This window comes from Microbacterium sp. 2FI (assembly GCF_005502885.1).
Classification (GTDB): domain Bacteria; phylum Actinomycetota; class Actinomycetes; order Actinomycetales; family Microbacteriaceae; genus Microbacterium.
On record NZ_SCMR01000005.1, the window covers coordinates 50,448 to 71,725 of the forward strand.

Genomic DNA, 21,278 nt, shown 5'->3' on the forward strand with positions numbered 1-21,278 from the left:
TATGGTGGGGAGGATGCTGCACCGACGCGGCACGGAGAGGCGGGGCCGATGGCGACCGATGTGCCCGGGCTCGACGTCGCGGGGCTCACCGCATGGATCGCCGACGCGCACCCAGACCTCGCGGGCGGCGCGCTGTCGGCATCCGTCATCGCGGGCGGCCGCAGCAACCTCACGTACGCCGTCGAGGGGGCGCGGATCCCCCTCATCGTGCGCCGGCCGCCTCTCGGCCACGTGCTTTCGAGCGCCCACGACATGCGGCGGGAGCACCGGGTCATCTCCGCCCTCGCCGGAACCGGCGTTCCCGTCCCCCGCACCGTCGACGTCGTCGACGACACCGCGGCGGGGCAGGTGACCGGCACCGTGTTCTTCGTCATGGAGCGCGCGCCCGGTCGCGTCCTCGCGCACACCTCGCAGAACGCGGCCTACACCCCCGCGGGGCTCCGCTCTCTCAGCATCGAACTCGTGCAGCACCTGGCCGACCTCCACCGCGTCGACCCCGAATCGGTCGGGCTCGGCGACTTCGGCCGCCCCGACGGGTATCTCGCCCGCCAGCTGTCGACGTGGCGACGGCAGCTGGATGCCTCGCGCTCGCGCGAGACGCCCGCGCTCGACGCTCTCCAGGACTCGCTCGCAGGGGGCATGCCTGCGACGACCCGCACCGGCATCGTCCACGGCGACTTCCGCCTCGACAACGCGCTGGTGGTGGGCGACGCCGGTTCGCCCCACATCTCCGCGATCCTCGACTGGGAGATGGCGACCCTCGGTGACCCCCTCGTCGACCTCGGGATCTTCGCTCTGTACTGGGACATCAGAGGCCTGCCCGGAGGTTTCGCGGGCGCCGTGCCGAGCGCCGTGGATCCGGATGCCGGGTACCCCGCGTTCGACGAGCTCGTCGACGTGTACGCAGAGCGATCGGGCGGCGGCATCCCGGATCTCCGCTGGTACCGCGCCTTCGCCGCGTACAAGCTCGCCGTGATCCTCGAGGGGATCCATTTCCGCTTCCAGGCCGGCGACACCGTCGGCGAAGGCTTCGATCGGATCGGCGCGCTCGTCGAGCCGCTCGCCCGGAAAGGACTCGAGGTGCGCTGATGGACTTCGCCCCCGACGACAGCATGCGTGAACTCACGAAGCGCGTGCGTACATTCCTCGACGAGCATGTGCTGCCTGCCGAGCCCGTGCTCGAGGCGCAGCTCACCGCCGAACGCGAGCGGTGGGGCGGGTGGCCCGTCGTCGCCGACCTGCAGGCGAAGGCGCGCGCGCAGGGACTGTGGAACCTCTTCCTCCCCGGCGACCACGGCGGCGCCGGCCTCACGAACCTGCAGTACGCCCCCCTCGCCGAGATCACCGGGTGGAGCCCGAGACTCGCGCCGGTCGCTTTCAACTGCGCCGCTCCCGACACCGGCAACATGGAGGTGCTGAACGACTTCGGCACGCCCGCGCAGAAGGAGCAGTGGCTCCAGCCGCTGCTGCGCGCCGAGATCCGCTCGTCGTTCTGCATGACCGAGCCCGAGGTGGCGTCGTCCGATGCGACGAACATCGGCACCCGCATCCGCCGCGACGGCGACCACTACGTCATCTCCGGTCGCAAATGGTGGTCGACCGGCGCCATGAATCCGGATGCCGCGCTCTTCATCGTGATGGGCAAAACCGATCCCGATGCCGATCGCCACCGCCAGCAGTCGATGATCCTCGTTCCCCGCGACACCCCCGGGGTGCGGATCGTGCGACCCCTCAGCGTCTTCGGATTCGACGACCGCGACCACGGCGGACACGCCGAGGTCGCCTTCGACGACGTGCGGGTGCCGGCGGCGAACCTCATCGGCGACGAGGGATCGGGCTTCGCGATCGCGCAGGCCCGGCTCGGACCCGGCCGCATCCACCACTGCATGCGCGCGATCGGCATGGGTGAGCGCGCCCTGTCGCTGCTGCGCACCCGCGCGAACGAGCGGCACGCGTTCGGGCGGACCCTGGCCGATCAGGGCGTCGTCCGGGAATGGGCGGCCGAGGCGCGGATTCAGCTCGAAGCCCTGCGCCTCCTCGTGCTCAAGACCGCCTGGCTCATGGACACCGTCGGAAACCGGCAGACGATGACCGAGATCCAGGCGATCAAGATCGCGGTGCCCCGGGCGATGCAGACGATCATCGACCGGGCGATCCAGGTGCACGGCGGCGCAGGGGTCTCGAGCGACACCCCGCTCGCCGAGCTCTATGCCGGCATCCGGTCGCTGCGCATCGCCGACGGACCCGACGAGGTGCACCTGTCGAGCCTCGGCCGCGCCGAGCTTCGTCGCTGACCCCCGCTCCCGCTACCCGCGGCTGCTACTTGTGCGGGATGCCGGCGATCATGCCGCCGTCGACCACGAACTCGCCGCCGCTCGTGAACGCCGAGGCATCGCTCGCGAGGAAGACGATGGTCCCCGCGACGTCGGCGGGATCCCCCGGGCGACCGAGCGGAATGTCGAGACGCGAGGGATCGATCCGGGTGGTCATGTCGGTGCGGATGAAGCCCGGGTGCACCGAATTCACGCGAATGCCGAACGGGCCGAGCTCGACGGCGAGCGACTGCGTGAGTCCGCGCACGCCGAACTTCGCGGCGGTGTAGCCGTGCAGGCCGGGGCTCCCGCGCATGCCCTCCACCGACGAGATGTTGATGATCGCGCCGCGCCCCTGTGTCTTCATCACCGGAACCACCGCGCGGCATCCGAAGAAGGTGCCGGTGAGGTTGACGGCGATGACGGCGTCCCACTTCGCGGTCGTGAAGTGCTCGATCGGCGCGGCGTTGGCGATCCCGGCGTTGTTGACGAGCACGTCGATCCCGTCGAAGGCGGCGACGGATGCTGCGACCGCGGCATCCCACTGCGCCTCGTCCGTGACATCGAGCGTGACGAACAGTGCTCGGGCCCCGAGCTCTGCGGCGAGCGCCGCTCCCTCATCGGCCAGGATGTCGGCGATCACGACCCGGGCACCCGCCGCATGCAGCGCCCGAGCATAGGCGGCGCCGATGCCGCGTGCGCCCCCGGTCACGAGGCACACGCGCCCGCCGAGGTCGCTCACCCCGCGACCTCGATCACGACACGGCCCACCGTCGCGCCGGAGGCGAGTGCGGTCAACGCCTCGGGCGCCCGCTCGAACGGCACGACGTGGTCGACGATCGGGTCGATCGCTCCGGTCTCGAGCAGCCGGACGAGGTCGGCGTGCGCCTCGGCGACGAGGTCGGGGAAGCGCTCCTGGTAGAGCCCCCAGTAGAGGCCGAGCACGCCGTAGTTCTTCACGAGCGTGTGGCTGGCGGTGAGCGTCGGGATCTCGCCGCTCGCGAAGCCGATCACCACGATCCGGCCCTCGAAGGCGACGCACCGTGTCGATGCCTGGAACGCGTCGCCGCCCACCGGGTCGAACACGACGTCGGCGCCGTGGCCGCCGGTGGCCTGCTTGACGGATGCCGCGATGTCGTCGCGGCCGCGCACCACGACGTGCGCGGCTCCGGCTGCGCGGGCGACCTCGGCCTTCGCATCCGAGCCGACCACCCCGATCACGCGGGCACCGGCGGCGACGCCGAGCTGCACCGCGGCAGCTCCTACGCCGCCTGCCGCGGCGTGCACGAGCAGCCACTCCCCCGGCCGGATCGCGGCGCGACGATGCAACGCGAACCACGCCGTCTGGTATGCGATCGTCAGGCCGGACGCGGCGACGAGCGAGACGGCATCCGGAATGCGGTGCACGGCTGGGGCCTGGACCACCGCGTACTCGGCGAGCACGCCGATCTTGGCGGCGACGACGCGGTCGCCCGCGGCCAGACCGTCGACGCCCTCACCGACCCCGGCGACGGTGCCGCTGCACTCGACCCCGGGCACGAACGGCAGCTCAGGCCTCACCTGGTACTGGCCCCGCGCGAGCAGCACGTCGGGGAAGTTCGCCGCGACCGCGCCGACCCGCACCAGCACCTCGCCCGGGCCCGGTTGCGGCGTGTCGACCACGTCGAGCGAGAGGGCTTCGGCGGGCTCGCCGAGCCGTGCGACGCGCCACGCGCGCATGGTGTCAGGCAGGGGCATCCGTTCTCCTGATGCTGGTGAGGAAGAGGTCGGTGAGCTGCTGCGCCACGACGGTCTTGTCTTCGGGGCCCTCTGGCGAGTACCAGTGCGAGAGGTAGTGCAGGTCGCTGAAGAAGTGCGCGACGAGGACTGCGACGGGGATGTCGGTGCGGAAGCGGCCGTCGCGCCCGCCGCGTTCGATGAGCTCTGCGAACTCGTCGTGATACGCCCGGCGGCGGCGCGTGACCTCCTGCCGGCGCGGCGCGGAGAGCATGTGCATGCTGCGGAAGAACACCGTGCCCTCTGCCATGTGCTCGATCGACGTCTCGATCACGTCGACGCACACGGCGCGCAGCACGTCTTCGACCGCGCCCCCGCGGGCGATGATCTCGTCGAGCCGCGCCTTCTGCAGCGACAGGAGCGTCTCGTAGATGCCGAAGAGCAGATCGTCCTTCGACTCGAAGTAGTGGTACATCGCGCCCTTGGTGACGCCGGCGGCCTCGACGATCTGCTGCACGCTGGTGTTGGCGTAGCCCTGCTGCGCGAAGAGCTCGACGGCGGCACGGGTGACGTCGTCGGCGACGTTGGAGTCCTTCATGCGTTCATCCTTCCCGGTCACAGGAACGGGCGGATGCCGGCTCCGCCGTCGATCGGCAGGGTCTGGCCCGTGATCCATGCGGCATCGTCCGAAAGCAGGAAGGCGACGGGGCCGGCGACATCGGTCGTCTCGCCGAGTCTCGCGAGCGGATACGCGGCCGACGCCTCAGCCTCGTGGCCCTCGTAGAGGGCACGCGCGAACGCGGTCTTGATGACGGCGGGGGCGACGGCATTGACCCGGATGCCGGGGGCGAGCTCGTACGCCAGCTGCACCGTCAGGTTGATGAGGGCAGCCTTCGAGATGCCGTAGAACGCGATGCCCGGACTCGCTCCGAGCCCCGCGACCGAGGCGATGTTCACGACCGAGCGACCGAGGCCCGCGGCGACAGCGGCGCGGGTCCACTCGAGGGTCGCGACGACGTTCACCTCCATGATCTTGCGCGCGGCATCCGCATCGACCCCGATGAGCGGGCCGTAGACGGGATTGATGCCGGTGTTGTTGACGAGGTGGTCGAGGCGGCCGCGACGCTCGGCGATGTGGGCGAAGACCACTGCCCGGTGGTCGGCGTCGTCGGCGCGACCGGCGACGGCGGATGCCGCGGGGCCGAGCTCGGCGAGCGCGGCGTCGAGGGAGTCCTGCTTGCGGCCTGTGATGACGACCGACCCGCCCTCGTCTACGATCCGTCGTGCGATGGCGAACCCGATTCCCCGGCTCGCGCCGGTGACGAGCGAGACCGTTCCCTCGAATCGCTGCCGTGATGCTGCGGGCATGGCGCCTCCTTGCGCTAGGGACATACCGGCTGGTCGGTTTTGTGAGAATAGCACGCCGCGCATCATGCCGCCTTGGCCGCCCGGCGGCAAGCCTTCCGGGCGAATGACGTCGCCCGCCTAGCCTCATTCGCATGGGACTGTTCCGAAACGACCCGCACCGGGTACAGCTCGAGTCGACGGACATCGAGCTGAAGGCGACCCGGGCGCCGTGGAGTCTGTGGGCCGACGGATTCGGCATGCTCAGCATTCGTGCGCTGCAGATCATCGTCGTGGTGGCCGTCGTCGCCGGGATCATCTTCGCGATCCAGCAACTGACGCTCGTCACCATCCCGCTCGTGATCGCGCTCATCCTCGCGTGCGCCTTCAACCCCGTCATGAGCTGGATGCGGCGACGGGGCGTCCCGTCGGCACTCGCGACGACGATCACCCTTCTGACGATCGTCCTCATCCTCACCGGCCTCGCGTTGCTCATCGTGTGGGCCGTCCGCGACCAGTGGGACGAGCTCTACGCTCGGGCCGAGGACGGGGTCGGGCGTGTCATCGACTGGGTGCAGACGCTGCCGTTCGCACCGACGCGGGATCAGCTCGACGAGTGGCTCGCGACCCTCACCGACTTCGTCACGAGTGCGCAGTTCGGCTCGGGGGCGCTGGCCGGCGTGAGCGCCGTCGCGAACTTCGTGACCGGACTCGTGCTCATGGTCACGATCCTGTTCTTCTTCCTGAAGGACGGGCCGCAGATGTGGGAGTTCCTGCTGCGCCCCTTCCGGGGCGAGCACTACGTGCGTGCCCGTCGCATCGGCGACAAGACGACCACGGTGCTGGGGTCGTATGTGCGCGGCACGGCGACCGTCGCCGCCGTCGACGCGATCGGCATCCTGATCGGTCTGCTGATCCTGCAGGTTCCGCTGGCGCTGCCGCTCGCCGTGCTCGTCTTCCTTCTCGCGTTCATCCCGATCGTCGGTGCGACCGTCGCCGGCATCGTCGCGGCGCTCGTCGCCCTCGTGGCGAACGGCTGGTTCAACGCTCTGCTGGTGGTCGGTGTGGTCGTGCTCGTGAACCAGCTCGAGGGCAATTTCCTCCAGCCGGTGCTCATGGGCCGGTCGATGAAGCTGCACGCCTTCGTGATCCTCGTCGCCCTGACCGTGGGCACCGTGCTCGGCGGCATCGTGGGGGCAGTCCTCGCCGTGCCGATCGCCGCCGCGGCGTGGGGCGTCATCCAGGTGTGGGACGGACCGAACCTGCCCGCCCGGTGGGCGCGCCCCAAACATCCGATCGAGGCGTAGCGCGGGGCCCTGTCGCTCGCCGCGCCCCGCACGGCAGGATGGGGGGATGCCGTACGACATCCCCGCGCCGATGCTCGCGAAGTCCGTGCCCGACGTGCCGGACCCCGCCAAGACGCCCGGCGGGCTCAGCTTCGAGCCGAAGTGGGACGGCTTCCGCGGGCTCGTGTCGTGGGACGGCGAGAACGTCGAGATCGGCTCGCGCGGCGCGAAGCCGCTGACCCGGTACTTCCCCGAGCTCGTCGAGGCGTTCTCGCAGCTGCTGCCCGAGCCGTGCCTCCTCGACGGCGAGGTCGTGGTCCCGAAGGGCGAACCGGGCGCGCAGCGCCTCGACTGGGAGTCGCTCACGCAGCGCATCCACCCGGCGGCATCCCGCGTGAACATGCTCGCCGAGACGACGCCGGCGATGTTCATCGCCTTCGACATCCTGGCCCTCGGCGAGCGCGATCTGCAGCCCGAGCCGTTCGTGGCGCGCCGCGCGCAGCTGGTCGACCTGCTCGGCGGCGTGCCGCACCCGATCCATGTGACGAGGACGACGACGGATGCAGACACCGCCCGCCGCTGGCTGAGCGAGTTCGAGGGCGCGGGGCTCGACGGCGTGATCGCGAAGCCGCTCGCGCAGCCGTATGCTCCGAACAAGCGGACGATGTTCAAGATCAAGCACGCGCGCACGGCCGACGTGGTCGCACTCGGGTACCGCATCCACAAGTCGGGCGCCGGGGTCGGGTCGCTCCTGGTCGGGCTGTACAACGACGACGGCGTGCTCCACAACGTCGGCGCCGTCTCAGCATGGACCGACAAGCGCCGCCTCGAGCTCGTCGACGAGCTCGCTCCTCTCGTTCAGCGCGACGACGACGGCGCGGCACTCACCGGCGAGGGCGAGAAGTCGCGGTTCCAGTCCGGACGCGCCGACTCGTCCTTCGTCAAACTCCGCCCCGAGCGCGTGCTCGAGGTGCGGTACGACCAGCTCGAGGGGTGGCGGTTCCGTCACACCGTGCAGTTCGAGCGCTGGCGCCCCGACCGCGACCCGCGCTCGTGCACGTACGAGCAGCTCGAAAGTGTGTCGGCCTACGACGTCGGCGCCGTGCTGGATTGACCGGACGCTCCCCCTTCCTCCCGGTTTGGGGCGCGTTCCGTGCACGCCACGCCGCGGCATCCGGCGCGTCGCGCAGGTTTGACGCCCCAAACCGGGGAAGACCGCCGGTTCAGCGACTCAGGACGGGGCCGCGGGACCCTCGAGCTCGGGAAGGAACTCAACCGGCACCGCGAAGAAGCGCTCGTCGCGTTGATAGGCGCGGAAGAACGTGAGGATGAACCCCATGCGGTCGTCGAAGTCCTCCCACACGAGGGAATTGGATGCTGCGACATCCGCCTCGTGCGACTGACCGAACCGGTCGCACAAGGCACACAGGTCGGGATCTTCCAGCTGCATGAGCGGGAGCGGGAAGGCGTCGGGCGCGAGGTACCCCGGAACCACAACGTCTTCGCACACGTCGAGCTCACCGTCCGGCGTCACGATGCGCACGAACCGCGTCGTCACGAGCCCGAAGACGCCCCCAAGTGGCATCGCCTCGTCGATGAAGTGATCGACGACGTGCTGCTCGTGCGCGCCGACGAGGATGTTCGCGCGCAGCACGAGCTCGGCGATCAGCTTGTCGGTCGCCTCGAGCCCGTCGCCGGCTGCTGCGAGCTCGATCGCGCGCTGGTAGCACCGCACCGCGTCGGAGAGCAGCGGCGCGGCCTGCAGCAGCGGGTCGGCGAGCGCGCGCTCCAGCGCGTCACGGGTGGGCGCTCCGGCCTGCTCGACCGCGCACAGCCACGCAAGGAACGGCGGTGCGACGTCGACGATGATCGCGAGGTTTCCGGCGGCGACGTTCCGCGACGTCCCGAGGTCGAGGGGCAGCCCCTCGCCCCGGATGGCGGCCCCCGCGGTGCCGCTCGCCCACGCGCCGAACGCGAACCAGCTGAGATCGCGGCGACCGATCAGCGCCGCGAGGTGCTCGGCGAGGTCGCGGTAGCACTGCGTGATCATGCGGTTGCGCACGACCGGATCCGGCTCGATGGCAATCCGCTGCAACAGGCGTTCGGTGTCGGCGATCATCGCGGGCTCCGCACCCCGGTCATCCGTCGGCCGCCGGCCAGTTCTCGGGGTTGATGCGGCTGGGCTGAACGCGCGGCGGCTCGCCCGGCATCTTCGGGAAATCGGGCGGGAACGACAGTTCACCGAGGCCTGCATCGAGGTCGCGCCGCCACCACTCCAGCAGCGTGTCGATGCGGCCGGGCCCGTCGAGCAGTCCCGCCCACGGGTCGCCGACCTCCGCAAGGCGCTCCGGCACCGACCGCACCGTGAACGACCCCGGATCGACTCCGGCCGCGAGCTCGTCCCACGTCACCGGCGTCGACACGGTCGCGCCCGCGAGCGCTCGCGGGCTGTACGCCCCCGCCATCGTGCGATCGCGGTTGGCCTGGTTGAAGTCGATGAAGATGCGCTCGCCGCGCTCCTCTTTCCACCAGTTCATCGTCACTCTGTCAGGCATGCGGCGCTCGAGTTCGCGGCCGGCGGCGATCACGGCGTGACGCACGTCGAGGAACTCGTGCGTCGGCTCGATCGGGCAGAAGACGTGCAGCCCGCGGTTGCCGCTCGTCTTGACGAACGCGTCGAGACCGGACTCGGCGAGAACCTCTCGCAGCGCGGGCGCGACGGCCGCGGCATCCGCGAAATCCGTGCCCGGCTGCGGGTCGAGATCGATGCGCAGCTCGACGGGGTTGTCGGTGTTCGACGCGAGCGACGCCCACGGGTGGAACACGATCGTGTTCATCTGCACGGCCCACACGGCCGCGGCGATCTCGGTGAGGACGAGCTGGGGATGCCGTCGGCCCGAGTTGTAAGTCACGGTCTGCGCAGCCACGAATGCCGGCGCACCCTTCGGCGGGTTCTTGGAGTAGAAGCGCTCGCCGTCGACGCCCTCAGGGAACCGCTCGAGCGACACCGGCCGATCGCCGTTCGCTGCGAGGAATGGCTGCGCGACCGCGATCAGGTACGCGGCGAGTTCATGCTTGGTGATCCCGAGCTCAGGCCACAGCACGCGGTTGGGGCTCGACACCCGAACCTCGCGGTCGCCGTCGGGTCCGGGCACGGTCAGCATCACGAACTCGCTCGCCATGATGTCGACCCTAAGGCCGGTCGCCGCCGCCCGCACCTCCGCGGCTTCGTCTGGTCCGCCGGATGCCGCACGAGGTCACGTGATCGTGACCGTCCCGGACGTACGGGCGAGGGTCGGATAGCCGCTGAGTGTACCGGTGACCTTGACCGAGACCTGCTTCCCCGCGTGTACCGCCGTGAGACTGAGCGACGGCGCCGTTGCGCCCGAGAGCGCGACGCCGTTCGCGTACCACTGGTAGGCGAACGCGGTACCGGCGGTCCACACACCGGGTTGCGCGGTCAGCGCCGAGCCGACGCTCGACGTGCCGACGATCTTGGGCACGGCTGTGAGCGCCACCCGCAGAGTCTTCGCGGACGTCCTCGCCACCGTTCCGTAGCCGGGTCGCTGCCCCGTCACCGTGACCGAGATCTGCCCGCCGACCTGTGCCTCGCCGAGCAGCAGCGTCTTCAGCGTCGCTCCGGGGATGGCCACTCCGTCGTCGAACCACTGATAGGTGAAGGTCGTTCCCGTCCCCCACGTGTTGGGACTCGCCGTCAACGTGGCGCCGGCCCTCGGCGTTCCGGTGATCGTCGGCGTCGCGACTGTCGTGACCTTCGGAGAGAGAGCGGATGCCGCGACAACGGTCGCGAAGCCCGACTGCGCGCCGGTCACCTTGACGCTGATCTGCTTGTCGCGCTGCGCCGTCGTCAGCACCAGGGTGGACTTCGTGGCGCCGGTGACGGCGACACCGGCCGCGAGCCACTGGTACGAGAACGTCGTGCCCGCCGACCACGTGTTCGGCTTGGCGGTGAGCGTCATGCCGACCGCGAGTGAGCCGCTGATCGTCGGCGCGCTGAAGCGCATCACCTTGAGCGTCGCCGCGGAGGTCCGAGCCACCGTTCCGTAGCCGGCCCTTGTCCCGGTCACGCGAACCGTGATCGACTTGGCGTCCTGAGCGGCGGTCGGCACGAAGGTGTTCTTCGTCGCGCCCGCGACCGCGACCTTGTCTGCGTACCACTGGTAGGCGAAAGTCGTCGAGGTCGCCCAGACTCCAGGGACGGCAGTCAACGTGGCGCCGGTCCGCGCCACTCCCGTGATGGTGGGCGTGCCGACCGTGGTCACCTTCGCGCTCGCCGCCGACGTCTTGGATGCCGGGTTGTAGCCGATGAGGCTTCCGCTGACGCGGACGGTCATCTGCTTGTCCTTCTGGGCCGTGGTCAGAAGGAACTGGGGCGCGGTCGCCCCCGAAACAGCGACACCGCCGGCATACCACTGGTACGTGAGAGTCGCCGCCGGCGTCCAGGTGCCGGGCACCGCGGTAAGTCGGTAGCCGACGGCAAGGGAGCCCGAGATCGTCGGCGTCGGCGCGACCAGCGTGCCGAGGACGACGGTCGCCGTCTGCGAGGAGGTCTTGGTGACGGTGCGGTATCCCGGCTTCGTCCCCGTGATCGATACCGAGATCTTCTTGCCGAGCATCGCGGGCGTCACGACGAAGGTTGAAGCGGTCGCTCCGGGTATGACCACAGCGGACGCCATCCACTTGTAGGTGAAGGCGGTGCCCGAGGTCCATGTCCCGGCCACGGCTGTCAGGGTCGTGCCGACGGCCGCGGTACCTGTGATCGTCGGCGTCGCCGACGTCAGGGTCTTCCACGCCACGAGGCCGATATCGATCCGGTCCCGTTCGTCACCCGGCTGCATCACGATCGCGGCCCCGACCGTCGGCGACGTCCCTGGCGCTGCCTGACCGATCGTGCCGTTCCAGCAGCCCGGGACGATGTCTGTCCGATCGGGTGGCGGATCGACGCAGATCTTGTACGTGCCGGCCTTCACCCGGAAGCGGAAGGCCCCGGGCGCGTCACCCGACAGGTAGCCGGATTGCACGTCGGTTGTGGCCAGAAGCTCGCTCCCGGAGTAGAGCTTCACCTGCGCGCCCTTGAGCCAGATCGTCGGGTGAGGAGTCACCGACGCCCTGACCGTCCCCGAGATGAGAGCCCCCTGCTCGACCAAGCCGATGCCGAGGGTGACGTTCGAACTGATCGGCACGATCGTCGAGCCGCCCGACCCCAGCGAACCGCCGTACCACTCCGGCCCGTAGTACCCGTGGAGTGCCTCCGCCGTCTCGAAGTCACCGAAACGGATCTTGTAGTTGCCGGCGCGAAGATGCGTGATCGAGTACGCGCCGACTGCGTCGGTCCGCGCTTGATAGGTATCGCCGTTCACGGTGTCGATCGCGGTGACGAGGACGTCGTGGAGGCCCGCGCTGGTCGTCTGATCGCGCACCTCACCCGACGCCGAGAACCGCTGTCCGAGCCGGAAGTCTATGTTGACGATCGGAGTATCGACGTAGACGAGGTGCGAGTCGCCGATGTCTCGCACGCTCCATCCGCTCGTGTACCACTCATCCCAGCCTTCAAAGCCGGTGTAGATGACGTAGTACTGGCCGAGACGAACGTCATTGGTGAAGAAGAACTCCCCGTTCTTATCGGTCGTCGTTTCATCCACATAGCGCGCGGTTCCGTCGACGTCGACGATCAGGAGTGTCACCTGGGCGTCCCTGCCCGGTTGATTGTCTGTTCCCTCGAGACGCCCGCGTAGTGTCGCGTTGGCCGCGATCGCGGTGAAGTTGACGGTCACGGCAGTCGAGCCGACGGTCACGGGGGTTGCCGCGTCGGCCGAGACCGTCGCTGTCGTTGAGCGGTACCAGGTCTCGATATGACCCTTGAGCCCGAAGATCGCGACCCGATAGGTTCCGGGTGCAAGCCCGGCAATGGTGAATCGGCCATCGGGCGATGGCCGCACCCCCAGGCCCTCGGTCCCGTCGAAGGTCTCCGCGTAGACCCATGCATTGCTCCAATCCGTGGCGACACCGGATGCTGCGGTCACTCGACCCGAGATAGCACCTGAGAACTGGGGGAACGCGACACTCAGGCCGGTTATCGACTCGCCTGCCAGCACCGACACCGAGGACGCCTGCGCTGCCGTCGCCGCTCCCCCCAGCCAGCGCTGACTGTCACCTGAGGTGACCCCGACCGTGTACGTGCCCGCGACGAGATTCGTGAACTCGAACTCGACTGAGCCGTCGAGGTCGGCCGCATAGACACCGACGACGATTCCGCCAGCCGCCCAGCGATACAGGGTGACCGTGAGGTCGTCATCGGGATGCGGCGGCACGACCGTGCCGGCGATCGAGCCGCCCGCTGCCAGAGTGGTGGTGCCGGCATCGAGATCGGACTCGTCGATGGTGAAGTACACGGCGCCTTGTTCCGTCGGCGACTGGTACCACGAGTTCGCGAGCGCGGACCCCTCAGGTGGTTCCACCAGCAGCGTGTACTCACCGGCACCCGCGTGGGCGAACCCGAACCGGCCGTCAGCTCCGGACTCGGTGCTGACGTCCGTCGGGGCGGACTTGGCGACGAGCCATATCCGAGCACCTTCGACGGGAGCGCCGTTGGCATCGACGACCTTTCCTCCGATGCGCGGCGACGCAGGAAAGGCGAGGTCGGCGTCCTCGATCGACTGCGAGCTGAAGGCGTAGCGGTACTCGGCGTCGAGCGGCGACGTCGCACCACCGAGATACAGAGGCACACGGCCATCAGCCGACGCGCGGATCGTGAGCGAGCCATCGAGGAGACCCCGTAAGACATAACCTCCCGCCGCGTCCGACATCGTCGTCAGCGCCACAGCGCCGCTCGGCCGAACCGCTTCGACGAGCGCGCCCTCGACTCCCACCCCGTCGGAGTCCGTCACCACACCACCGACCACCGCGCCATGCGTCACACCCACGTTGACCGTTTCGGCCCGTCCGCCGAGGACGGTCATGCTCGACCGGAAGACTCGTTCGCCGTTCAGGGCTTCGACCGTATAGTCGCCGCGCGCGAGCTGCTCGAACGTGAAACTGCCGTCTGCAGCAGCAATCGTGGCACCGACCTCGAGCGGCCCGACGACCCCACTCCTGAACAGGGTGAGGCGCACTCCCATCACCGGTGCCGGCGCCTGGTCATACACATGGCCCTCGATCGAGCCGAAGGGTGCCACTTGGACGTTCTGGACGAGGCTCTGTCCCGAGGCGAGCGGGAAGCGCTCCGCATAGAAGGGCTCAGGCTCCAGCCGGACGATCGCGATCCCCGACTCGATCACCCACAGCGACGGATAGCCGGACCCGTGGCCACCGAACTCGAGGGAGTAGGTGCCCGCCGCGAGGCCGGGAATCGTATACGTGCCGCCCGCACCGGACTGCACAGTCGGCGCAGGAACGAGCGTGGCTTCGGAACCCACTCCGATCACACGATGTGCGGTGATGGGAACGCCCGCTTCTGCGTTCTGGTTCTCGTCGACGATCTTCCCGCTGATCGAAGCAGTGGCCGCAACGGTGACGCTCGCAGCGTCGACGCCATCGGATTCGGCGTCGGCAGATGCCGGCATCGCTGACATCGGCGGCGACTCGTCACTGGCTCGCGCCGCGACCGGCGTCACAAACAGCATCGATATGGCGAGCACCGCGATCGTGACGACGGTCACGAAGCGGGCAACACGGTCGGCGAGAATCGTGCGCACGAGACACCCCCTGCCCCGGCGTCATCGCCGGATGAACGACCCCCAGCCGTCTCCCAATGGATGGACGCAAAGTACACGCCTCGACAGCGATTGCGCGGGGGTCTATTCACAACCTCCGCTCAACTCGCCGAGCCGAGGGCACGCATTGGAGGAATCGTCCTATCGGCCTCGTGTACCGCCACGCCGCGCCGCGAGGTACTCGCTCGGCATCCCGGGACCGATGCGGATCGCGACCTCGGCGGCCGGAACCGCGCCGCACGAATCGCAGTGCGCCGTCGCGTGAACGGCGTCGCCGCACACAGAGTGCCGGTAGAGGATCGGCGGATCGACCGGGGATGCCCACTCGTCGCCCCACTCGGTCAGCGCCATGAGGGCGACGGCGAGCGCCCGTCCCTTCGGCGTGAGCATGTAGTCGGCGGCGTCGTCGCGCGACATGATTCCGCTCGCGACGAACGACTCCAGACGCGACGAGAGCACATTGGTGGCGATGCCGAGGTTGTGCTGGAAGTCTCCGAACTTCGTCACCCCCGCGAAGAGGGCGTCGCGGATGATGAGCAGACTCCACCGCTCACCCACGACCTCGAGCGACCGAGCGATCGAACACACCTGGGAGTCGTACGTCTTTCCGAGCATGGGTCGAATCTAACACTTGCGTGATGCAAGCATCTCCGCTAAGGTCGCTTGCATCACGCAAGTCATGGAGCCGACCGGGCGGAGCAGAGGAGCACGACATGGCCGCGAACTATACGACGACGATCCGCACGAATGCCTCCCCGATGGACGCCTTCGACGCGATCAACGACGTCGCGAGCTGGTGGGGACGCATCACCGGCACAACCACCGCTGTCGGCGACGAGTTCGTCTACGTGGTGCCGGGCCTGCACTACAGCGGGTTCCGGGTGATCGAACTCGAACAGGGCCGGCGCATCGCATGGCTGGTCACCGGCAGCTACCTCGACTTCGTCGGTGACAAGCAGGAGTGGAACGACTCGACGGTCCGGTTCGACATCGTCGACGTCGACGGCGGCACGGAGGTCGTGTTCACCCATGAGGGCCTCACCGCCGACGACGAGTGCTACGACATCTGCACGAACGCGTGGGGGATGTTCGTCAACGGCAGCCTGAAGGCGCTCATCGACACCGGTCAGGGGGCACCGTACATCTTCGGCGGCGACGAGGCGCTGACGGACGAGGATCACGACGAGCTCCACCGCCAGGTGGCTGCCGCCCGCGCGTCGAGCGACCCCCGCTGACCGCGGACCCGCGTCAGCCGAGCAGGGGCGCCAGTTCTTCGCGCGTGAGGCGGATCCACGGACCCGCGGGGTCGACCATGACGCCCGAGAGTCCGGCGTCGGCGTTCAACGCACCCGCGAGCTGGGCGGCGGTCAGCGGCGCCGCCTGGTCGGAGCGCGTCATGACCGCGACCTCGAGCGGGTGCGTGAACACCTCGAGATAGCGCGAGCCGTCGGAGGTGCGCCCTTCGGCGATGCCCGGGGCGCCGTTCGCGCCGCGCCCGACCGCGACCCACAGCGGCACGCGCGCGAGCGCGTCGACGACCGCCGCCGCAGTCTCGGGCGTCCGCTCCCCCGCGAGGAGCGTCTTCACGGTGAGCGATTCGTCGAGCTTCTCGAGCGCCTTCTCGAGCACCTCCCGCGGCAGCACCGCCCGCGCCGGCGCCGAGCTGTGGTCGAGGATGAGTCCGTCGTACCCGCTTGCGAGCACGTGGCGGATGACCACGAGCGCCGGCTGCGCCATCGCCGACGTATCGCGGTCGCCGTCGGCGCGCACGCTCGACTGCAGGCCCGCACCGCTGCTGTAGGCGAGGGCGAAGCGGCGCTCGCCGATCGTCGCGACCGCGAGCGGCAGTTGCTTGCCTTCCGCGAGGAGCGCACGCGCATCGCCCTTCACGCGCAGGAAGAGGTGCCCCTGCAGCAGCTGCCGGACGACGTTGAGCAGGTCGGCCGGCGTCGGCGGAATGCTCAGCGGCGCGAGCGCGTCGCGAACGAGCACATTGTCGCGCAGCCCCGGAACCGTCTCGACGTTCGTCGGCGCCGTCTCGGGCCCGCGCGGGCGCGGGGTGATGCCGGCAGCGGCCGCTGCTTCGCGCTTGCCGCCGAGTCCCTGGAACGACGACATCGAGATCGAGACGGATGCTGCCGCCTCGGTCTCGGCATCCGTCACCTCAACGGCGTCGAGTGTGCCGGAATCCTCCGCCGCGGCATCCGCGCCTTCGGGGGAATCGGGCTGATCGGCGCCGCCCTTGCGGCGCGAGAAGAAGGCCATCGTCCGAGCCTAACCCGCGAGCACGCGCCTACAGCTTCTCGATCGGCGCGATCTTGATGAGCAGCTTCTTGGGCCCGGCCGTGTCGAAGCGGACGTGGGCGACGCGCTTCGCACCCTCGCCGGTGACGGCATCCACGCGTCCTTCGCCGAAATCGTCGTGACGGATGCGGTCGCCGGTCGTGAGTTCCATCGCGCCGTTGTCGCGCACCTTCGCCGGGATCCGGTTCGCGAACTTCTCGATCGAGTCGCTCGGCGCGCGGCGAGCGAGCGGCACGAGATCGTCGCCGTACCTGCGGCCGCCGCCCTGCCCGCCGCCATACCCCGAACCTGACGTCCGGCGTGCATTGAGCGCACGCGACTGCGTGCCGCCGCGCGAGTTGACATCGCCCGGCGACTGCCGCCAGTGCAGCAGATCGGCCGGTATCTCCTGCAGGAAGCGGCTCGGCATCGCGACCGTGACCTCGCCGAACTGCGCGCGGGTCATCGCAAGGGACAGGTACAGGCGCTTGCGCGCGCGTGTGATGCCGACGTAGAAGAGGCGCCGCTCCTCTTGCGGGCCGCCCGGCTCGCCCGCCGAGATGCGGTGCGGGATCAGGTCCTCTTCGACGCCGGTGACGAACACGGCGTCGTACTCGAGCCCCTTCGCGGTGTGCAGGGTCATGAGCGAGACCGACCCCGATGCGTCTTCGAGGTCGTCGGCGTCGGAGACGAGCGCGACTTCGGTCAGGAAGTCGAGCACCGTGCCCTCGGGGTTGTTGCGGGCGAACTCGCGCGCGACCGCGACGAGTTCGTCGAGGTTCTCGACGCGAGCTTCATCCTGCGCGTCCTTGCTCGCCCGCAGCGCATCGATGTATCCGCTCTTGGACAGCAGCACCTGCAGGCCGTCGGCGACGGCGGTGGGCGGGGCGAGCTCACCCGATTCGGGGAGCATCAGAGCGGACGCCTCGGCGAGCACGGCGTCGAGATGCGCGATCGCCTTCTGGATCTTGGGCCCGACCGCGAGCGCGGACGAGTTCGCGAGGGCGTCGCGGAAGGTGATCTGCTGGTCGGCGGCGTACCGCGAGATGGCCTCGATCGTCACGTCGCCGATGCCGCGGCGCGGCCGGTTGATGATGCGCCGCAGCGCCATCTCGTCGGCCGGGTTCGCGACGGCGACGAGATAGGCGAGCGCGTCTTTGATCTCGGCGCGCTCGTAGAACTTCGTGCCGCCCATGATCTTGTACGGCACCGCCGAGCGGATGAGGATCTCTTCCAGCGCCCGCGACTGCGAGTTGGTGCGGTAGAACACCGCCATCTGCGAGTAGTCGACCCCGGTGCGTCGCAGCGCCTCGACCTCGTCGGCGACGAACTGCGCCTCGTCATGCTGCGAGTACCCGGTGAAGCCGACGATCTGCTCGCCGGCGCCCACGTCGGTCCACAGCTTCTTGTCCTTGCGGTCGAAGTTGTGCCCGATGACGGCGTTCGCCGCCGAGAGGATGTTCTGCGTCGACCGGTAGTTCTGTTCGAGAAGCACGACCTTGGCGCCCGGGTAGTCCTTCTCGAACTCGCTGATGTTGCGGATGTCGGCGCCGCGGAAAGCGTAGATCGACTGGTCGGAGTCGCCGACGACGGTGAGGGAGGCCTGCTGCTCCTCTTCGGCCGGCGGCGCGTCGAAGATCATCATGCCGCCGCCGCCCGCGAAGGGTTCGGCGTCCGAGCCGACGGGCCGCGTCAGCTCGTGGATGAGCGCGTACTGGGCGTGGTTCGTGTCCTGGTATTCGTCGACGAGGATGTGGCGGAATCGCCGCCGGTACACGTCGGCGACCTTCGGGAACGCTCGGAAGAGGAAGACGGTCTGCCCGATGAGGTCGTCGAAGTCGAAGGCGTTCGCCTTCTGCAGCTCGCGCTGGTACGCGCTGAACAGCTCGACGAAGACGCGCTCGGCGGGATCGCTCATGTTCGCCGAGCGCGCATACGACTCTGCGTCGGCGAGCTCGTTCTTGAGCTTCGAGATGCGGCTCTGCGTCGCCGCCGGCGTCAGCCCGAAGGCGTCGGCCTCGTGCTCCTTCACCAAGCGCTTGATGAGCGCGCGCGAATCGCCCGAGTCGTAGATCGTGAACGCCTTCGTGAAGCCGAACTGCTCGGCCTCGCGGCGCAGGATCCGCACGCACGCCGAGTGGAAGGTCGAGATCCACATGCCGCGTGCGGTGTCGCCGACCAGCTGCTCGACGCGCTCGCGCATCTCGCCGGCGGCCTTGTTGGTGAACGTGATCGCGAGGATCTGGCTCGGCCACGCCTCTTTCGTGCGCAGCAGGCTCGCGATGCGGCGCGTGAGCACGCTGGTCTTGCCCGACCCGGCACCGGCGACGATGAGGAGCGCCGACCCGCGATAGGTCACGGCGTCGCGCTGTGGGGGGTTGAGGCCCGCGAGCAGGTCTTCGTCGGGGCGGGCGTCGGCGTGGGCTCGAGGGCCGGCGTCGCCCGCGATGACGACAGGGACGGATGCCGCGCGAGAGGCGGCCGAAGACGGGTCGGTCATGGCCCGACAAGTCTAGGCTCGCGCGCCGACACCGCCGCCGCAACCGCTCCTCGGACTGCGGCGGTGCTCACGATACGTTCGGCGTCTCCCAGCGCAGGCCCGGGAAGCGGGCGAAGTCGCGGTCAAGGCTGACCCAGGTGGCGCCGTGCTCGATCGCGATCGCCGCGTGCGCGGCGTCGCTCGCGAGATTCCCCCTCGCGTCGCCCTCTCGGCACAGACGCGAGAAGATCTCCCAGTGCCTCGGTCCGGGCCCGATCACCGCCACCTCGGGCTGCGCGAGCAGATGGTCGACGTGGTGCAGTGCCGTTTCGACGTCGTCAGGCGCCGAGAACACACGCCGATTCGTCAGGACGCGCACCGTGCCCGTGATCACCGCCGGTGCCAAGCCGAGCGCCTCATCCGCGTCGACGGCCTGCTCGAGCCAGAGCTTGAGCGCCTCGTGGCCTGGCGCGTCACGACGAAACGCACCCACGAGCACGTTGACATCAGGCATCAGCACGATCAGCGTCGCCTCTCGATGGGGACGCCTTCGTCCATGAGGTCGAGGAGCGCGGCGTTGTCGGCCAGATCGACGCCCGGCATCACTCCGCCGGCGCCGGTCGGTCGGACCACATACGGCTCCGGCCGTGACAGCTCGCGCCGTGCGAGCTCCCGCCGCAGTGCCTCTTCCATGAAGGAGGTGACGGTGCGGTCCTCGGCGCGGGCGCGCTGCTTGACCTGGCGATAGAGCTCGTCGGGAAGGATCACCGTGGTGCGCATATGTCGAAGCATACGCCGCAGTATGCCGATATGCTCCGACATCGATGGCAAAGCCGCACTCCCCCCGGGCGGTCTCTCAGCCCTGCCCGGGCAGGATGGACCCCGTGCGCACCCTCCTCAACATCATCTGGCTCGTCCTGTCGGGCTTCTGGATGTTCCTCGCTTACATGTTCTTCGGCGTCCTGCTCTGCATCCTGATCATCACGATCCCGTGGGGCATCGCCTCGTTCCGCATCGGCGTCTATGCGCTGTGGCCCTTCGGCCAGACGATCGTCGCCAAGCCGGATGCCGGAGTCGGCTCGTTCCTCGGCAACGTCATCTGGGTGATCTTCGCCGGCATCTGGCTCGCGATCGGCCACATCGCGACCGGCATCGCTATGTGCCTCACGATCATCGGCATCCCGCTCGGCATCGCGAGCTTCAAGATGGTGCCGATCTCGCTGATGCCGCTCGGCAAAGACATCGTGCCGGTCGATTCGGTGAGTGCCGTCTGAGCAGCCGTCAGTACTTCGTCGGCACGTAGCGGTACGGATGCTGCGGATCGACGTAGTCGCCGGGCAGCTGTCGCGCGGGCAGCACCGCTTCCTCGCGCGGGATCTCCTCGTAGGGAATCTGCGACAGCAGGTGGGAGATGATGTTCAGCCGCGCGCGCTCCTTGTCGTCGGAGACGGCCACGTGCCAGGGCGCGACGTCGGTGTCGGTCGCGGCGAACATGTCGTCGCGCGCACGGGAGTAGTCGTACCAGCGGTTGTACGACAGCAGGTCCATCGGCGAGAGCTTCCAGATCTTGCGCCCGTCGGTGATGCGATCCGTCAGGCGCCGGGTCTGCTCTTCGGGGCTCACCTCGAGCCAGTACTTGATGAGGATGATCCCCGAGTCGACCATCGCCTGCTCGACGAACGGCACCTGCTCGAGGAACTTCCGTGAGGTCGCCTCGTCGGTGAATCCGAGCACGCGCTCGACGCCGGCGCGGTTGTACCAACTGCGGTCGAAGATGACGACCTCGCCCGCGGCGGGGAAGTGGCCGATGTAGCGCTGGATGTACATCTGGCTCTTCTCGCGGTCGGTCGGCGCGGGCAGCGCCACGACCCGGAAGACGCGAGGCGTCACGCGTTCGGTGATCGCCTTGATGACCCCGCCCTTGCCGGCGCCGTCGCGGCCCTCGAACACGATGCAGACCTTGAGCCCCTCGTGCCTCACCCACTCCTGCAGCTTCACCAGCTCGACGTGCAGCTTCTTGAGCTCCTTCGCGTACTGCTTCGAGGTGAGGCCATCGCCCTGCTTGTGCGACTTCTTCGACATGCGCGCCTTCCGATGCATCGATGCACCGCCCACGCGCGGTGTG

At 69.0% G+C, this 21,278-nt stretch carries 19 protein-coding genes; 6 read left to right on the top strand and 13 right to left on the bottom strand.

The annotated features are described in order from the left end of the window. Positions 1–48: 48 nt before the first annotated feature. Positions 49–1,089: a phosphotransferase family protein gene (locus FFS15_RS06450; RefSeq protein WP_137844195.1), complete on the top strand. Its 1,041-nt coding sequence runs from the start codon at positions 49–51 to the stop codon at positions 1,087–1,089. Next, on the top strand, positions 1,089–2,294 hold the full coding sequence (locus FFS15_RS06455; protein ID WP_137844196.1) for an acyl-CoA dehydrogenase family protein: 1,206 nt from the start codon (positions 1,089–1,091) through the stop codon (positions 2,292–2,294). The genes FFS15_RS06450 and FFS15_RS06455 overlap by 1 nt, the downstream gene beginning before the upstream one ends. 25 nt (positions 2,295–2,319) lie before the next feature. Here FFS15_RS06455 and FFS15_RS06460 read toward each other — a convergent pair whose 3' ends face one another. Genes FFS15_RS06460 through FFS15_RS06475 form a run of 4 tightly spaced genes read right to left on the bottom strand, consistent with a single transcriptional unit; the run spans position 2,320 to position 5,396 of the window. Next, complete coding sequence (locus tag FFS15_RS06460) at positions 2,320–3,054, bottom strand: glucose 1-dehydrogenase (protein WP_137844197.1); 735 nt, start codon at positions 3,052–3,054, stop codon at positions 2,320–2,322. Continuing rightward, on the bottom strand, positions 3,051–4,049 hold the full coding sequence (locus FFS15_RS06465; RefSeq protein WP_249353787.1) for an NADPH:quinone oxidoreductase family protein: 999 nt from the start codon (positions 4,047–4,049) through the stop codon (positions 3,051–3,053). The genes FFS15_RS06460 and FFS15_RS06465 overlap by 4 nt, the downstream gene beginning before the upstream one ends. Continuing rightward, a complete protein-coding gene (locus FFS15_RS06470; protein ID WP_137844198.1) occupies positions 4,036–4,626 on the bottom strand; it encodes a TetR/AcrR family transcriptional regulator in 591 nt (196 codons plus the stop codon). Before FFS15_RS06470 ends, FFS15_RS06465 begins: the two co-directional genes overlap by 14 nt. A gap of 17 nt (positions 4,627–4,643) precedes the next feature. Next, on the bottom strand, positions 4,644–5,396 hold the full coding sequence (locus tag FFS15_RS06475) for an SDR family oxidoreductase (protein ID WP_137844199.1): 753 nt from the start codon (positions 5,394–5,396) through the stop codon (positions 4,644–4,646). 131 nt (positions 5,397–5,527) lie between these two features. Here FFS15_RS06475 and FFS15_RS06480 point away from each other — a divergent pair, with 131 nt between their 5' ends. Further along, positions 5,528–6,679 (top strand): AI-2E family transporter, encoded by a 1,152-nt coding sequence (locus tag FFS15_RS06480; protein ID WP_137844200.1) that lies wholly within the window; start codon positions 5,528–5,530, stop codon positions 6,677–6,679. A 46-nt stretch (positions 6,680–6,725) separates the two neighbouring features. Then, on the top strand, positions 6,726–7,772 hold the full coding sequence (locus FFS15_RS06485; protein WP_137844201.1) for an ATP-dependent DNA ligase: 1,047 nt from the start codon (positions 6,726–6,728) through the stop codon (positions 7,770–7,772). A gap of 117 nt (positions 7,773–7,889) precedes the next feature. Here the strand turns inward: FFS15_RS06485 and FFS15_RS06490 are convergent, their stop codons facing one another. The 4 genes from FFS15_RS06490 to FFS15_RS06505 form a co-directional block, all read right to left on the bottom strand. Then, positions 7,890–8,777, bottom strand: a complete 888-nt coding sequence (locus FFS15_RS06490) for a hypothetical protein (protein ID WP_137844202.1) — start codon at positions 8,775–8,777, stop codon at positions 7,890–7,892. 19 nt (positions 8,778–8,796) lie between these two features. Continuing rightward, the gene (ligD, locus tag FFS15_RS06495) at positions 8,797–9,840 is read right to left on the bottom strand and encodes a non-homologous end-joining DNA ligase (protein ID WP_137844203.1); all 1,044 of its coding nucleotides are present in this window, start codon (positions 9,838–9,840) and stop codon (positions 8,797–8,799) included. Positions 9,841–9,915: 75 nt separating this feature from the next. After that, complete coding sequence (locus FFS15_RS06500) at positions 9,916–14,373, bottom strand: carboxypeptidase regulatory-like domain-containing protein (RefSeq protein ID WP_137844204.1); 4,458 nt, start codon at positions 14,371–14,373, stop codon at positions 9,916–9,918. Positions 14,374–14,532: 159 nt separating this feature from the next. Next, positions 14,533–15,006 (bottom strand): helix-turn-helix domain-containing protein, encoded by a 474-nt coding sequence (locus tag FFS15_RS06505; RefSeq protein ID WP_137844205.1) that lies wholly within the window; start codon positions 15,004–15,006, stop codon positions 14,533–14,535. Positions 15,007–15,104: 98 nt separating this feature from the next. Between FFS15_RS06505 and FFS15_RS06510 the strand changes: the two genes are divergently transcribed. Beyond that, positions 15,105–15,626 carry an SRPBCC domain-containing protein gene (locus FFS15_RS06510; RefSeq protein WP_212743121.1) on the top strand — a complete coding sequence of 174 codons (522 nt, stop codon included), beginning with the start codon at positions 15,105–15,107 and terminating at the stop codon, positions 15,624–15,626. A 13-nt stretch (positions 15,627–15,639) separates the two neighbouring features. On the opposite strand, the gene FFS15_RS06515 is transcribed toward FFS15_RS06510, so the two are convergent. The 4 genes from FFS15_RS06515 to FFS15_RS06530 all read right to left on the bottom strand — a co-directional run bounded on the left by FFS15_RS06515 (position 15,640) and on the right by FFS15_RS06530 (position 19,933). Beyond that, on the bottom strand, positions 15,640–16,656 hold the full coding sequence (locus FFS15_RS06515; RefSeq protein WP_137844207.1) for an SseB family protein: 1,017 nt from the start codon (positions 16,654–16,656) through the stop codon (positions 15,640–15,642). Positions 16,657–16,684: 28 nt separating this feature from the next. Beyond that, positions 16,685–19,174, bottom strand: coding sequence for a UvrD-helicase domain-containing protein (locus tag FFS15_RS06520; protein ID WP_171013106.1), 2,490 nt, complete (start codon positions 19,172–19,174; stop codon positions 16,685–16,687). A gap of 67 nt (positions 19,175–19,241) precedes the next feature. After that, entirely contained in the window at positions 19,242–19,667 is a 426-nt protein-coding gene (locus tag FFS15_RS06525) for a TA system VapC family ribonuclease toxin (RefSeq protein WP_249353789.1), read from the bottom strand. 8 nt (positions 19,668–19,675) lie between these two features. Continuing rightward, positions 19,676–19,933 (bottom strand): ribbon-helix-helix protein, CopG family, encoded by a 258-nt coding sequence (locus tag FFS15_RS06530; protein ID WP_137844209.1) that lies wholly within the window; start codon positions 19,931–19,933, stop codon positions 19,676–19,678. A gap of 104 nt (positions 19,934–20,037) precedes the next feature. On the opposite strand from FFS15_RS06530, the gene FFS15_RS06535 reads away from it, so the two are divergent. Beyond that, positions 20,038–20,427 carry a YccF domain-containing protein gene (locus FFS15_RS06535; protein ID WP_137844210.1) on the top strand — a complete coding sequence of 130 codons (390 nt, stop codon included), beginning with the start codon at positions 20,038–20,040 and terminating at the stop codon, positions 20,425–20,427. Positions 20,428–20,434: 7 nt separating this feature from the next. On the opposite strand, the gene ppk2 is transcribed toward FFS15_RS06535, so the two are convergent. Then, entirely contained in the window at positions 20,435–21,235 is an 801-nt protein-coding gene (gene ppk2 / locus FFS15_RS06540; RefSeq protein ID WP_137844211.1) for a polyphosphate kinase 2, read from the bottom strand. Between the last annotated feature and the right edge of the window lie 43 nt (positions 21,236–21,278).

Bases quoted from the DNA above. Each gene is read 5' to 3' on its own strand.
- FFS15_RS06450 (WP_137844195.1), top strand. From the start codon at position 49: ATGGCGACCGATGTGCCCGGGCTCGACGTCGCGGGGCTCACCGCATGG.
- FFS15_RS06455 (WP_137844196.1), top strand. From the start codon at position 1,089: ATGGACTTCGCCCCCGACGACAGCATGCGTGAACTCACGAAGCGCGTG.
- FFS15_RS06465 (WP_249353787.1), bottom strand. From the start codon at position 4,049: ATGCCCCTGCCTGACACCATGCGCGCGTGGCGCGTCGCACGGCTCGGC.
- FFS15_RS06470 (WP_137844198.1), bottom strand. From the start codon at position 4,626: ATGAAGGACTCCAACGTCGCCGACGACGTCACCCGTGCCGCCGTCGAG.
- FFS15_RS06475 (WP_137844199.1), bottom strand. From the start codon at position 5,396: ATGCCCGCAGCATCACGGCAGCGATTCGAGGGAACGGTCTCGCTCGTC.
- FFS15_RS06480 (WP_137844200.1), top strand. From the start codon at position 5,528: ATGGGACTGTTCCGAAACGACCCGCACCGGGTACAGCTCGAGTCGACG.
- FFS15_RS06485 (WP_137844201.1), top strand. From the start codon at position 6,726: ATGCCGTACGACATCCCCGCGCCGATGCTCGCGAAGTCCGTGCCCGAC.
- FFS15_RS06490 (WP_137844202.1), bottom strand. From the start codon at position 8,777: ATGATCGCCGACACCGAACGCCTGTTGCAGCGGATTGCCATCGAGCCG.
- ligD (WP_137844203.1), bottom strand. From the start codon at position 9,840: ATGGCGAGCGAGTTCGTGATGCTGACCGTGCCCGGACCCGACGGCGAC.
- FFS15_RS06505 (WP_137844205.1), bottom strand. From the start codon at position 15,006: ATGCTCGGAAAGACGTACGACTCCCAGGTGTGTTCGATCGCTCGGTCG.
- FFS15_RS06510 (WP_212743121.1), top strand. From the start codon at position 15,105: ATGGCCGCGAACTATACGACGACGATCCGCACGAATGCCTCCCCGATG.
- FFS15_RS06515 (WP_137844207.1), bottom strand. From the start codon at position 16,656: ATGGCCTTCTTCTCGCGCCGCAAGGGCGGCGCCGATCAGCCCGATTCC.
- FFS15_RS06520 (WP_171013106.1), bottom strand. From the start codon at position 19,174: ATGACCGACCCGTCTTCGGCCGCCTCTCGCGCGGCATCCGTCCCTGTC.
- FFS15_RS06525 (WP_249353789.1), bottom strand. From the start codon at position 19,667: ATGCCTGATGTCAACGTGCTCGTGGGTGCGTTTCGTCGTGACGCGCCA.
- FFS15_RS06530 (WP_137844209.1), bottom strand. From the start codon at position 19,933: ATGCGCACCACGGTGATCCTTCCCGACGAGCTCTATCGCCAGGTCAAG.
- ppk2 (WP_137844211.1), bottom strand. From the start codon at position 21,235: ATGTCGAAGAAGTCGCACAAGCAGGGCGATGGCCTCACCTCGAAGCAG.